The sequence below is a fragment of the Telluribacter roseus genome (assembly GCF_017355915.2).
In the GTDB taxonomy this organism is placed as follows: Bacteria; Bacteroidota; Bacteroidia; order Cytophagales; family Spirosomataceae; genus Telluribacter.
Genome location: NZ_JAFEUV020000006.1, coordinates 19,732 through 33,010 on the forward strand (window position 1 = coordinate 19,732; position 13,279 = coordinate 33,010).

Consider the following 13,279-nt stretch of genomic DNA (forward strand, 5'->3'; position numbering starts at 1 on the left):
CATTGCGTATGAATCGCCGAACTTTCACCCAAAAAGCGCTGCAAACGGCTGCCTTTGCCGGTGTTGCCTCTTCTCTTCCGGGTTTTTTACAGGCTAGTGCCAGGTCTTTTGTCCGGTTGGGCGGGCCTGTATTTGTCAAGTACCAAAGCCCCGACGAGTGGGTAGCCGCTCTGAAAAAAGAAGGCTACCGCGCGGCCTACTGCCCGGTGCAGCCTAGTACAGCGGCTGATGAGATCAAAGCCTATGAGCAGGCCGCCAAAAAGGCCGATATCGTTATTTCGGAAGTCGGGGCGTGGAGCAATCCCATCAGCCCGGATTCTAAAATGGCCCGGGAGGCGTATCAGAAGTGTGTGGACTCACTAGCCCTGGCGGAGGCCATCGGAGCCAACTGCTGCGTGAACATCAGCGGATCTAAAAATCCAGACCAGTGGGCTGGGCCGCATAAGGATAACCTCACGCAGGATACCTTTGATGAGATAGTAGAGGTAACCCGCAGGATCCTGAACGAAGTAAAGCCTACGCGCACCTACTTCGCCCTGGAACCCATGCCCTGGACCTACCCCGACTCGGCCGATTCGTACCTGCGGCTCATCAAAGCCATCAACCACAAGCGCTTCGGGGTACACATGGACCCCATGAACCTGGTGGTTAGTCCCCGAACCTTCTATGGCAATGGCGAACTGATAAGAGAGTGCTTTAAGAAACTGGGCCCGCATATCCGCAGTTGCCACGGGAAAGATATCATACTTAAGGAAGATGCCTATACACCGCAGCTTTTCGAATGTCAGCCGGGCCTGGGCAATCTTGATTATGGAGTTTTCCTGAGCGAACTAAGCAAGCTACCCAATATCCCCCTGATGCTCGAGCACCTGCGCACCCAGGATGAATACCGGCAGGCGGCTACGTATGTACGGTCCATAGGAGAAAAAGAAGGAATAGCTGTGTAGCAGTATGCAGCCCGATCACGATCAAACTACTCATTACTCTACTAATAAAACCCGATGAAGAAATCAATTCTGAAAGCAGTTGCCCTGTTTCCTGCCCTGATACTAGGGTTGGGGATGATTACCTATGTACAGGCTCAGGTAGGTGTAGGTACCAAGCCCCCCAAAGGAGCAGAGGTGCTCTTTGACGGCTCCCGTAAGATGCTCGACGAAAAGTGGACCTACTGGGAGGGACCCCGCCTAGCGGCTACGCTGCCGATCAAGTGGACGGTGGTGAAAGACCCGACCGGGAAGGGCATGGCTCTCAACAGCAACGACCCCGCCGGCGCCGGTGGTAAGTACGGAGCCGCCGACATCGTAACCAAAGACAAGTTCCGGGACTTCCGCCTGCACGTGGAGTTCTTTATTCCCGAAGCTGGTGGTAATAGTGGAGTATACCTCCAGAACCGCTACGAAATACAGGTACTTGATGGGGATACTACCTCGCACGGTATGGCGGCCGTTATTAACGAAACCCCTTCACCTTACCATGCCTATAACGGGCTGGGCAAGTGGAATGCCTACGACATCGTGTTCAGAGCGGCTCGCTTCGAGAACGGCAAGCGCACCGAGAAGGCCATGCTGACGATGTACTTCAACGGCAAGAAAGTACATACCAACCAAACCATCAACCAGGTGTGGGGCGGGCCTAACTCAGGTATAGACGGAGGCAACGACGGAGGTAAAGGTATCACCGACACGCCGGGTGGTATCAAGCTGCAGGCCGAAGGCCACAACGTGCTCTACCGCAACATCTGGATCAGAGAGCTGGATCTGAAAGAAGCGGATACCAACTTCTAACTACTATTTCTGAAAAGCCCCGCCCAGCGGGGCTTTTACTTTTTTATGCCTGGGCAAGTCGAAATAAGCCCTCTTTTTCCGGCTCAGGCATTAAATTTACAGTTCTCTTTTTATAAGCTCTATACATTGCTGAGCCTAGGTAATTGGAAGAATAGTTGAATAGTAATACCATTTAAATCAGACCAGTCATGATTAAGATAACCAACGAAAGCGAATACGAAAAGGCGTCCGAGCGGGCCGACGAAATCTATAACGCCAAGCCGGGAACACCCGAAAAGAAAGAGCTCGATGAACTCCTGAAAGCCATCAAAGAGTACGATGAGGCGTTTATAAGGATGCTGAAGGAGAACGGCTAAGGTATTTGATCGCCCTTGATCAGGAGCCTGATTAAAATGATTTTGGGTATATTTTTGTAGGCAGTAGGGGGAGGCCCTTCTACTTTAGTAAGGCTTGTAACCTGTTATAATACAGTTTGTAAGCCTTATTTTTATTGATTCAGGCACAACATGGTCGTATCTGTTGAATTAGCCTATGCCTGCCTACTGGTTTTGTATTGTAAGTATCTTTATTTAATTATGGGATTATTTTGCCAGTAGCGTAGCAGAACGCTTGATGAAATTCAGAATCTGTGGAGAGAGGGAGAGCTATAAAAAATAGAGAACTCCCGTAGCAATGTGGCCCCTTCCATCAACTTCCTGTTAGCCCCACTGACACTAGTTATTTTATCCTGACGGGCATTCTGAGATAGTCCCATAGACTTACCGGCTTCTGAATAATCAGTTAAGTTCAGGAAAGCTAGTGTCCGACTGGTAGATCCGTTTTTTTAATGTTTTGCTTTCAGCACACATACACACTATCAGGCTTTGTCATTTGTACTCAGCCATCTCTTTTGACTCAGCAAGCACCCCATTGCTTATCATCACTTCCTGGCTTTACTATTTTGACTATTTCGTACCTGTATGAGCAATCGTAAAAACGTTGCCATTGTATTCTTTGATGCTGCGTCGGGACATCGCTCGTCGGCGGTAGCCCTGGAAAAAGCGATCCGGCAACGGCGCCCTGATTGGAACGCCCGGGTTGTTAACATCACCGAAGTCTTTGACTATCATCCTCCCTTTGGCCGTATTGTGCACAGGGGCATCAACTACTTCAACTGGATGATCAGGCGGGACCGAGTGTTTGACCTGAAAGGGCTGATCAATCTGTCGCTGCTGTGCCATGATCTGGTGGGACAGAAGGGGCTGGAACGGATTAGTGAATACTGGAAAGGCTTCGTACCCGACGTAGTGGTATCCGTGACGCCCATGTACAATCCGGTGCTGTACCGCAGCGCCCGTCTGGCCAATCCGGGGGTACAGTGTGTTACCATCCCGGTGGACTTCGAGGAGGCCAAGCCCCGGTACTGGTTTACGCCGCTGATCGAGCAGCACTACCTCAACGCCACGCCCCGCCTGTCGGAGCAGGCCCGGGCGGCCGGTATACCCGATCGGTACATCCACCCCATCGGCGGCATGATAGCCGACCCGGATTCGTACCAGGAGCGGCATCTGGATAAAAAGGCTGAGTTGCAACGACTGGGACTCAACCCGGAACTACCCACTGGGTTTGTCTCCTTCGGGGGGCAGGGGTCGGCCATTGTACTGGATATAGCCAGAGAGCTGGCCCGGCAACGGCTGGAAGCCAACATTCTGTTTATGTGTGGTAAGAATGAAAAGCTGTATCAGCAACTATCCGCTCTTGACACACCGTACCCCAAGGTAGTGTTCAGTTACCTCAAAGAAACGCCCATTCACTACCAGCATCTGGCGGATTTTGCGGTAGGTAAGCCCGGCGCCATGACCATCACCGAAGCTTTGATTACCCATACCCCCATGCTGGCCATTGAGAGCCGGGGCATGAAGCCGGTGCAGAAAGGCAATGAAGAGTGGATCAGAGAGTCGGGGACCGGTAGGGTAGTGAAGCGGGTAAAAGACCTGGTACCGGCTATCCGGGAGGTACTTGGCGATCCTGCCATCCGTGACACTATTCAACGCTACCGACATACAGCTATTCTGGAAGCGCTGGATAAGATAGAACTGATCATGCAACTCAAAGAACCCTATACTATATAATATTTCTACTACTATGTCTGTTCCCGTAAACCCTGATCCGAGTGCCGAAGTACAAGCTACACCTGTAATTGATTCGTATCCCAGCGACTGGCCCGATAGCGGCCCCATTGATCTGCAGGTACATGATCTGCCGCATGATTCGTCCACTATTGAGTGGTGGTACCAGAATGCCCACGTAGCCAGTACCACCGGGCGTACCTTTTCCCTGTTTGCCTCCTTTTTCCGGATGGCCATTGGGCGGGATGAAGTGACCAGGCAATTTACCTACGCGCACTCCATTACCTGGGCGCTGGTGGATGTGGACAACCAGACCTACCTGATGGACTCGGTTGTAGACCAGTGTGCGCCGGTGGAAGGTTTGAAAATGATCGAAAGAGGAAAAGATACGGCCGATAAGCTGCTGCAGCGGGCCCTGAAGGAAGTATTTGAGAAGGGCAACGTACCCCACCCGGACCGCATGCTGCTAGCCCCGGCCCTCGTCAATAAGACAACGCTGGACCTGGTGTACGACGCCAACCGGTTCAGAAAGCGGGACGATGGCACCTATCAGCTCATTCTGGATCATCCGGAGCAAGGTATAGCGGCCGAGCTGATATTTACGCCGCTGATCAGCCCGGTGCGCCACGGTGACAATGGCGTGGTAAAGGGCACCGGTGGGGAGGATATGTTCTACTACTTTATTCCGCAGTGTGAAGTACATGGTACCATTACGACTCCCGACCAGCAGGTGCACGAGGTAGAGGGAAGCGGCTGGTACGACCACGAGTTTGGTAAGCCTACCAATGAGAATCCTGACGTGGACATCCACCACGATATCGCCTGGAACTGGGTATCGCTGCAGCTCAGCAACGGTTACCAGGTGTCGGGCTACGACCTGTTTGATAACACCAAAGGGGGCGAAGGCTGTGGCCGCTGGGCTATCGTCATTGACCCGGAAGGAAACAGCCGTAATATCACCGACTTTAGTTTTACACCCACCGAAATCTGGACCAGTTCACGTACGTTCACCCGCTACCCCACCCGTTGGCAGCTCCAGATCCCTGAGCTGGGGGTAGACCTGCGGATTCGGGCGGAGTTTCCGGAGCAGGAGTTTATTACCATCATATCCAAGCCAGCCTTCTGGGAGGGGCGCATTCGGGCGGAGGGTACCTTTGACGAAGGGGCCGTTACGGGTCTTGGCTTTATCGAGCGAAGTGGTTTTGCCAACATTGAAAAGCTGGAGGATTTCTTCAAAGCTGTCACCCGCGAAACCCGCAAATCGGTGGAGGCCATGCTTCCCCTGGAACCTACCGACGAGCAGTTTCTGCGACTGGTGGCCAGCGAGCCCAACCGGCACTTCCTGAATGGCCTAGATAAGGAGCGCTACGTGGAGCGGGTCATCCGCCCCATTCGTGAGATCATCGACCGCGGGGGCAAGTGCTGGCGCTCCTATGCGGTACTGGCCTGTATTGATGTAGTGGGTGGAAACTCGCAGAATTTTATGGACTGGCTGGTGTGGCCCGAGCTGCTGCATACAGGTTCGCTCATTATTGATGATGTCCAGGACCGCTCAGCTATCCGCCGGGGCGGACCTTCCTGCCACGAGGTACACGGCGAGGCGCTGGCCATTAACGCCGGTAATGCCTGCTACTTTATCGGTCAGGTACTTATGCTGGACGACCGCCTGACGCCGGAGCTGAAGCTGAAAGTATACGAGCTGTACTTCGAAACCATGCGGGCTGCTCACGCCGGACAATCCATTGACATCAGCGGCTTCTACGACCTTATGCCGGGGGTAGTGGAGAGTGGTGAAAGTCAGGAACTGGAAAAACGGATCCTGGGCGTACACCGCCTGAAGTCGGCCGTGCCGGCCAGTATGCTGGCCGAGCTGGGCGCTATGCAGGGGGGAGGTAGCAAGGAACAGGTAGCCGGGCTGGGTGACTTTTTTGAGGCCCTGGGGCTGGCGTTCCAGATCATCGACGACGTACTGAACCTGCGTGGCTTCAAGAATGACCTGAAAGACAAGGGCGAGGACATTACCGCCGGAAAGATAACCCTACCCGTGGCCCGGGCCATGGCGTACCTGCCCCACCCGGATCGGGAGTGGCTATGGCAGACGGTAAACTCAAAGCCCAAGGACCGCGAAACCATCGGGGCGGTGATCGAAAAGCTGGAAGCCTGTGGGGCCATTGACGCCTGTCAGCAGCAGGCCGAAGGGCTGGTGGAGGAGGCCTGGAAAAGGCTGGATAGACTGGTACCTGACTCGGCCGTTAAGATTCGCCTCCGGGCCTTTAGCTGGTACGTGCTGAACCGTCACTACTAAGAGCCGCGCATCAGAGGTTATGGACTTTATACCGGCTGCTCTGCAGGATCCGGCTACCGTATGGGGGATATTCCTCCGGGGACTCGGACTGATCTACTTTATTGCCATTGTGCAGTTGTACCACCAGGTACTACCGCTGGCGGGCTCGATGGGTATATCATCCCTTGGGCCCCGGCTGGCGCAGATCCGGCGCGACTACCCCGGCTGGCGCAAGTGGCTGTACTTCCCGACGCTGCTCTGGCTCAGCCACAGCGACCGCTTTCTGAAAGGGCTGGTGGTACTGGGGAGCGTATCGGCGCTGGTGGTGCTGTACGGCGGGGCATTAGCGGGACCGGCGCTGCTGGTATGCTGGCTGGTGTACCTGTCGTTTGACCTGCCCCTGTCGCTTTCGTACCCCTGGGACTGTGTATTGCTGGAGGCAGGTTTTTTGGCCCTGTTCCTGCCGGGATTACATCATCTACCTGATGTATCGGTGACGGCGCTGCCGCACCCGGCCGTAGCCTGGGGCTTCCGTTTGTTGATGTTCCGGCTGATATTTGGGTTTGGGAAGTTCAAGTTCTGGAAGTCCAATCCGCGCGATACCGGGTACTTCCGGGCGTTTATGATCAATATTCCGTTGCCTGCTTATCCGGCCTGGTACCTGTACCGCCTGCCAGGCTGGTTCTTTCAGGCTGTGCTGGGGTTTAGTTTTGTGGTGGAGGTAATAGCGCCCTTTTTTATCTTCTCTAGTAGTGAGCTTCGGCTGGTGGCGGCTCTGCTCATTAGCCTGCTTATGGTGGGTATTCAGGCTGTCAGCAACTTTGGATTTTTCAACATCCTGACCATCGTCCTCTGTCTGCCGCTGCTGGATATACAGTCGTCTATCTTCGACCTTCGGGTGCAGGACCTGTACATGACGCCCGGTCATGTACTGACCAGTGTAGTCATGCTTGTACTGGTAGTGGGAGGCTTCCTCAATTTCTTCTTCAATACCTGGTGTACCTTTACCTGGATGCACTGGCCCACGGCGCTCTTTATAAAATCCCGCTTCATGGCGGGGATGCTGAGCTTTTACCGGGCACTTGTTCGTTTTCGTATCACCCATTCCTACGGCGTATTTCCGCCATATAGTACGCCGCCTATCAAGCTGGTGCCCGTCATCGAAGGGAGCCAAGACGGTGTGACCTGGGAGCCGTACGAGTACCGGTACATCACTACCTCCGAGCATACGCCACCCCGCTTTGTAGCGCCCTACCATCCCCGCTGGGACCACGCTATCTTCTACGATGCCTTCGGGACCAACGACGCCAACTATATGTGGGGCGTAGTAGGCACCGGCAATCCCTACGATTTTACCCACGCTACCTCCCTAGAGGAGGTACTGCAGCGGATCCTGGAAGGAAATCAGGAAGTACATACAATTTTCCGGACGGTACCTTTCCCGGCAGAGGAGCCACCTCGGAGCGTGCGGGTAATGCTGTACCGTTTTCAGCCTGCTACTCCGGCTGAACGTAAGAGTACTGGGCAGTGGTGGGTGAAGAAGCTGGCTGGCCTCCACCTGCCGCCGCGCAGTCTGGATCCGGCTATTCAGAAAAAACGTTCTACCCAGCCGGAGCTGTTCCATTTTGATGCCGTATTCTGGCGTCGGTGGAGCCCGCGGATGCAGGAGCTGGACCGGATAGGAAGGGCGGGGCTGCCCGAGCTGGTACGGACTAACGCCGGGGAGGGGATAAACCTGCCTGCTAACTACTTCTGGAACCAGTTTCTGCCGGGTCTACGGCCCGATGTGCGTAACTGGGAGGAGCTACCGGAGATAGTAGAGCAGCTCAAAGCGCAGTACAGCTTTGACCAGCTATGCGACCTGGAGGTGGTGTGGTATCGGCTGGTGCTGATGCTGGCCGCGCGATTGGAACCTCACTACCTGGGGCAGCAGGCACCTCAGCTGAAGATAGAGACCTATTTCCACTTCGGCCTGTTCCTGAATCATATAGTAGGGAAGGGGCAGGAGGCCTACGAGCGGGTACTACGGTACCCGGCCGAAGCCGTTGACCATCTGGCTGACTTTGCCCCTGAAAGCGGTTTTTACTTCAACGCTATTTTCCGGTTCGATACGCAGGTATTCCACGCCCGCAAGCTACGCTGGCTGCGTCAGGTACAACCCGACTATACCGAAGAGGTAATTCCCGGCTTTGTACGCCTGATCCCGTTCCTGAGTGAGCAGTTTAGAGGAATGGGCGAAGAGAACTGGCCCCACATGCACCGACGGCCCGACAACGGCGAGTGGGTAATCGAAGAATCCGTCGAACAACGCACCTACGCTTAATGCCCGGAACCGCCTATGAAATCAGTAGTTTTGCCCAACGGGCTATCCGTTCAAGCCTTCAACCGGCTGGAGCCGCAGGTGCTCTACCATGAAATATTCGCCACCGAAGCCTACGCCAAGCATGGTATCGTAGTGCATCCTGGCGATTGTGTATTCGATGTGGGGGCAAATCTGGGCTTGTTTTCTATCTACCTCGCCCAGCACTATCCGGACCTGACCATTTACTCCATTGAGCCGGTGCCCGCCATGTTTGAGCTGCTGCGCCACAACGCCGCCCGACACGTAGCCCCGGCTGCCACCTCGCACCTGCTGAACATCGGCCTCTCCAATGCCTCCCGCACCGCCACCTTTGCTTATAACCGCATTCTGAGCATGACGGCCGGTATGTACTCCAAGGAGCTGGAGGCTGGCGTCGACCGGCAAGCTACGGCGTATGCCTGGGTGCAGGCCATGGTGGCTGACGCGGCCCGGGCTGGGCAGCTCAACGCCCGAGCGGCGCGCGGCCTGAATCGGCTGCTGGCCACGCCGGGACTTCGTCTGCCGGTACTGGTGCTGCTGTCTGTGCCGCTGCTGCTGCTCCTGGGTTACCTCAAGCGTAGCACCAGGCAGGTAGCCTGCCAGCTACGCACCCTGTCGGAGGTGCTGCACGAGCAGCAGGTCGCGCGGGTAGATCTGGTGAAGATCGATGTGGAAGGCGGCGAATGGGATGTACTGCGCGGCGTGCACGACGACGACTGGCCCCGCCTGCGGCAGCTCGTCATTGAGGTACACGACCTGCACAACCGCGTGGCAGACATGACGGGTTTCCTGCAGACCCGCGGCTACGAAGTCATCGTCGATCAGGAAGATTGGAGCCTGCACCGGCTTATGCGCATCCACACCCTGTACGCCCGCCGCGTTGACTGAATCGCTGTCATGGGCTAAGCACGGAGTGCACCGCTACGACCTGGAGCAGTTTGGGTTTACCAAAGAACAGATTAATCATACGTATAAAGTGTACATAGAGCGGTTAGGCCCCGAAGCTGATGAGCCAGCGGTGCCTAACTACCGAATCATAAAAATATATGAGTAAAAAGCCCTCCTTACAAAGTCCCGGTACCCGCGAGACTAAGGAATTGCTAAAAAAGCACCCTCAGCAAGGCTGGGTGGAGCTGGTACAGAAGTACGGCAACAGCTTTGTGTACCAGGGCAGCCTGGCTACCTGTGACCCGGTGGTGGTACAGAAGCTGTTGATGAACCGGTCCCATACCCGTAAGCGCTCGGCCGTTTACAAGCTGATGGCCCGGATTATACCGGGAGCACCGGGCGTACTGTTTATGGATGGGAAGGAATGGCACCAGCATGTACAGGCAGTGATGCCGGTATTTACCAAAGCCCACGCCGATGCCCAGGCTCGTACCATTCATGAGACGGTAAAAGGTCGAGTACAGCAGTGGCCGGAGGGGCAGCCTCTACGCGACCTGTTCCAGTCTATCGTGGAGGTAGGGCTGCGGGTGGTGCTCAAGGTAGGCTATGGACTGGACCCCGACCAGGAACTGGCGGCTCGCTTTGGATACGAACTCATGGATTACAAACGGCAGACCATGACTGCTACCGCCCGCCTGGATGAATTTGGCTTTTCGTGGGATCAGCTAAGGCAGATACCAGCCTTCATCAGAGAAAGGCGGGAGTGGCGGAAGCAGGTGGACCGGTTGCAGGGCCTGGTGAAGCAGATTCTGGAAGAACGCCAGCGGAACAACCACCATGGGCATGACTGGATTTCGCTCATGCAGAAAGGGGGTTTCTCCCTGGCCGAGGTAACCGACGAACTGAATCATATCTACGGCGCCTTCAACGCCATTGATTACGCCATTACCTGCGGCCTGTATGAGCTCAGCAGGCAGCCGGACTGGGCCAGGCGCATCCGTCATGAGTTGCATGGCGTACTTGGTAGCAGGGAGTACCCGACGCGGGAAGACTTCGACCGCCTGCCTGACACCATCCACTTCATGAAGGAGGTATTCCGGTACTATCCGGTAGCCATAGCCGTGATGCGCCGCACCGGTGAGCCCTTACCGGTAGAAGGTGGCGAATGGCCGGCCGACCAGGAGGTACTCATTCTGCTGCAATCTATGCACCACCACCCCGACTACTGGCACCAGCCCGAGGTATTCAACCCGGATCGCTGGAGCCAGCCGATGCGTGAGCCCCAGGCCTATATTCCTTTCCTGACCGGGCCGCGTCAGTGCATCGGGCGGCACCTGGCCGAACTGCACTTTGTCGTCACCCTCAGCGCTATTCTGCGGTATGCTGATATACAGGTTCTGGATCACGATGTGCCGCTGCTGCCTTACCTGATTCCCCGCTTTGCCGAGCCTATACCATTCCGGATACATACTTTACAGCCGTATGCCGAGTCCAAGGTTCAGTAAGCCGAAGGGGCCGGGCGTGCGGGAGGCACAACGGCTTATACGAACCCATAAAAACAGAGCCTGGGTGGAGCTGGCGCTTCGGTACGGCAAGAGCTTCTTCTACCAGGGTACTCTGGTGACCTGCGACGCCCAACTGGTAGAGCAGCTACTGATGCAGCGGGTACACACCCGTACGCGCTCCATCGTATATAAGAAGCTAAACCAGATCATTCCCCTGGCGCCGGGACTGCTGTTTATGGATGGTGAGCCCTGGCAGCGACGTCTGGAGGCGGTCATGCCCGCGTTCACCAAAGCCCGGGTCGATACCTATGCCGGCTACATGCACGACTGTATCGTCAGCTACGTGGAGCAGTGGGGGGCCAGCACTGCCATCCCTGATTTGTACCGTGAAATTGTAAATCTGAATGCGGAGCACCTCTTCCGGGCGGGGTTGGGGCTGGACCCGCAGACTGAACATGCGCGGGAGCTGGGCCAGGCACTGATTGACTTTAAATTTGATCTGATGGATCCAGATGCCCGGCTGGACTGGTTTGGTTTTTCGGAAAATCAGCTCCGGCGGTTTCCGGCCTTTCTGAAGGCGCAGTGGCGCCGCAGGCGCAAAGCCGGGCAACTACGCAGGGCGGTAGAACGGGTAAGTACTTCTGAGGTCGGCAGCTACGCACAGGGGCTAAACTGGATACATTGCCTGCGGGAGACCGGATTTACCAATGAGGAAGTGACCCACGAAGTGAATCATTTGTACGGAGCCTACAACGCACTGGATTACGCTTTTACGGGTGCCTTCTACGAGTTGAGCAGGCATCCTCAATGGGCGTTACTACTACGTAACGAGCTAGCGGAAGTATTGGGGCCGGAGGGGTACCCCACGCGCGATACCTTCCAGGCACTGCCCCATACGCTCCGCTTCATGAGGGAGGTATTCCGCTGCTATCCGGTTTCGATGGGGGTGTCGCGGCGGACGGGGGAGGAGCTACGAGTAGGAGAGCTGACGCTGCCGGCCGGGCAGGAAGTACTGATTCTGTTACACGCGCTCCACCACCATCCCGACTACTGGGACCAGCCCGACACCTTCGATCCGGACCGCTGGAAAGAGGAGCCACGTTTCCCTTACGCCTACGTTCCTTTTCTGAAAGGGCCCCGCCACTGTATCGGACGGCACCTGGCCGAGCTCAATTTTGTACTGGTACTAAATGCCATACTGCAGCGCTTTGACATACAGGTACATGATCACGAAGTACCTCTGGCACCGTATATGATGCCCCGATTTGAGCGGGAGCTGACCTGTACAATGGCCCGGCACAAAGAGCCATGTCCGGTAAAGATGAAGTAGTTAACTACATTTCTGTAAGTAGATAGCAGGCCGCAGGTCGTTTCAATAGGTAAGGCAGATATTTGATGGATTATCAGTTGCTTTCTAAACGATTCACAGTATTATGAAACCGCTACTATCTGGTACCTGGATAGTGATTGTATGCCTGGCTACTTATGGGCTGGTTGTGGCTGGTAAAGTACAAGCTGAAGAGAGTGACAAGGCCCCTCCATACCGGGGTATTTACATCGATAAATTCACTACCATTCTGGGGAATGCCAGCCGGGAAGATTCGGTCCTGCGCTGGTGCGTGGGGCATGGGTTCAATGCCATTAGCCTGTATGATCTTAAAGATATAATAGGGCGTCCAGGCGCGCAGGACAGCCTGGCCCGCTTTATCCGAAAGGCACGGCTGGACTACGGTATAGCTGAGATAGCGGCGGTGCGAGGCATTGAGCAGGATTATGAACAGACGGCGCAGTATGACCAGTCGCGCTATGAGCCATCGGAGCGCTTCACGGCCTATAACCTCGAAAACGAATGGTGGAATGGGGGGCCTGATTGCGATTTTGGCTGCTATACGCGTATTCTGGAGCAGATGCAGCGCCAGGCCCGCGCGACCACTCCTCCAAAGACTACCGAAGCCTACATCGGCTGGTTTATCAATCCGGATCAGCAGGAGGCGAAGCAGGCCAGGACGCTGGTCAGGCACCTCGACCGCATCATGGTGCACGCGTATAGAAAGGTACCAGAGTTTGGGTACTTACGTGAGCGCCTGATGTACCTGGGGCAGGAGGCCCAAAAGCAGAACCGGACGCTGGATGTCATCGTTCTGTTCAGTGCAGAGCCGGAGTTTATGGCCGATTACTACCGGGTAACGGATCAGAACCATACCTTCGAGGCGTCGTACCAAAACCTGGTGGATCAGTTTACGAAGGCGGACTTTGACGGAAAGGCCAATATCCGTTTGATTGGGTACCAGTTGTTTGCCTATACCTTTGCCAGTGCTGCCCGTCCGCACATCTCAAAGCAGTAAATCATCCGCGAGAGTACTTTACTA

The 13,279-nt window shown here is 55.4% G+C and carries 11 protein-coding genes; all 11 read left to right on the forward strand.

All coding sequences use genetic code 11. The annotated features are described in order from the left end of the window. The first annotated feature begins 8 nt into the window (after positions 1–8). Entirely contained in the window at positions 9–947 is a 939-nt protein-coding gene (locus tag JTN23_RS12740) for a sugar phosphate isomerase/epimerase family protein (protein WP_247235219.1), read from the forward strand. A 54-nt stretch (positions 948–1,001) separates the two neighbouring features. Beyond that, on the forward strand, positions 1,002–1,784 hold the full coding sequence (locus JTN23_RS12745) for a 3-keto-disaccharide hydrolase (RefSeq protein WP_409049448.1): 783 nt from the start codon (positions 1,002–1,004) through the stop codon (positions 1,782–1,784). Between the two features lie 188 nt (positions 1,785–1,972). Next, positions 1,973–2,140: a hypothetical protein gene (locus tag JTN23_RS12750; RefSeq protein ID WP_247235220.1), complete on the forward strand. Its 168-nt coding sequence runs from the start codon at positions 1,973–1,975 to the stop codon at positions 2,138–2,140. Between the two features lie 603 nt (positions 2,141–2,743). After that, positions 2,744–3,895 (forward strand): glycosyltransferase, encoded by a 1,152-nt coding sequence (locus tag JTN23_RS12755; RefSeq protein WP_247235221.1) that lies wholly within the window; start codon positions 2,744–2,746, stop codon positions 3,893–3,895. Positions 3,896–3,908: 13 nt separating this feature from the next. Further along, positions 3,909–6,197, forward strand: a complete 2,289-nt coding sequence (locus JTN23_RS12760) for a lipocalin-like domain-containing protein (RefSeq protein ID WP_247235222.1) — start codon at positions 3,909–3,911, stop codon at positions 6,195–6,197. 19 nt (positions 6,198–6,216) lie between these two features. Beyond that, complete coding sequence (locus tag JTN23_RS12765; protein ID WP_247235223.1) at positions 6,217–8,499, forward strand: lipase maturation factor family protein; 2,283 nt, start codon at positions 6,217–6,219, stop codon at positions 8,497–8,499. Positions 8,500–8,514: 15 nt separating this feature from the next. Further along, positions 8,515–9,405, forward strand: a complete 891-nt coding sequence (locus JTN23_RS12770) for an FkbM family methyltransferase (RefSeq protein ID WP_247235224.1) — start codon at positions 8,515–8,517, stop codon at positions 9,403–9,405. Continuing rightward, a complete protein-coding gene (locus tag JTN23_RS12775; RefSeq protein WP_247235225.1) occupies positions 9,398–9,571 on the forward strand; it encodes a hypothetical protein in 174 nt (57 codons plus the stop codon). Before JTN23_RS12770 ends, JTN23_RS12775 begins: the two co-directional genes overlap by 8 nt. After that, positions 9,564–10,910, forward strand: coding sequence for a cytochrome P450 (locus JTN23_RS12780; protein ID WP_247235226.1), 1,347 nt, complete (start codon positions 9,564–9,566; stop codon positions 10,908–10,910). The genes JTN23_RS12775 and JTN23_RS12780 overlap by 8 nt, the downstream gene beginning before the upstream one ends. Next, on the forward strand, positions 10,888–12,240 hold the full coding sequence (locus tag JTN23_RS12785; protein ID WP_247235227.1) for a cytochrome P450: 1,353 nt from the start codon (positions 10,888–10,890) through the stop codon (positions 12,238–12,240). The genes JTN23_RS12780 and JTN23_RS12785 overlap by 23 nt, the downstream gene beginning before the upstream one ends. Before the next feature lie 103 nt (positions 12,241–12,343). After that, on the forward strand, positions 12,344–13,255 hold the full coding sequence (locus tag JTN23_RS12790) for a hypothetical protein (protein ID WP_247235228.1): 912 nt from the start codon (positions 12,344–12,346) through the stop codon (positions 13,253–13,255). Positions 13,256–13,279: the final 24 nt, after the last annotated feature.

Bases quoted from the DNA above. Each gene is read 5' to 3' on its own strand.
- JTN23_RS12740 (WP_247235219.1), top strand. From the start codon at position 9: ATGAATCGCCGAACTTTCACCCAAAAAGCGCTGCAAACGGCTGCCTTT.
- JTN23_RS12745 (WP_409049448.1), top strand. From the start codon at position 1,002: ATGAAGAAATCAATTCTGAAAGCAGTTGCCCTGTTTCCTGCCCTGATA.
- JTN23_RS12750 (WP_247235220.1), top strand. From the start codon at position 1,973: ATGATTAAGATAACCAACGAAAGCGAATACGAAAAGGCGTCCGAGCGG.
- JTN23_RS12755 (WP_247235221.1), top strand. From the start codon at position 2,744: ATGAGCAATCGTAAAAACGTTGCCATTGTATTCTTTGATGCTGCGTCG.
- JTN23_RS12760 (WP_247235222.1), top strand. From the start codon at position 3,909: ATGTCTGTTCCCGTAAACCCTGATCCGAGTGCCGAAGTACAAGCTACA.
- JTN23_RS12765 (WP_247235223.1), top strand. From the start codon at position 6,217: ATGGACTTTATACCGGCTGCTCTGCAGGATCCGGCTACCGTATGGGGG.
- JTN23_RS12770 (WP_247235224.1), top strand. From the start codon at position 8,515: ATGAAATCAGTAGTTTTGCCCAACGGGCTATCCGTTCAAGCCTTCAAC.
- JTN23_RS12780 (WP_247235226.1), top strand. From the start codon at position 9,564: ATGAGTAAAAAGCCCTCCTTACAAAGTCCCGGTACCCGCGAGACTAAG.
- JTN23_RS12785 (WP_247235227.1), top strand. From the start codon at position 10,888: ATGCCGAGTCCAAGGTTCAGTAAGCCGAAGGGGCCGGGCGTGCGGGAG.
- JTN23_RS12790 (WP_247235228.1), top strand. From the start codon at position 12,344: ATGAAACCGCTACTATCTGGTACCTGGATAGTGATTGTATGCCTGGCT.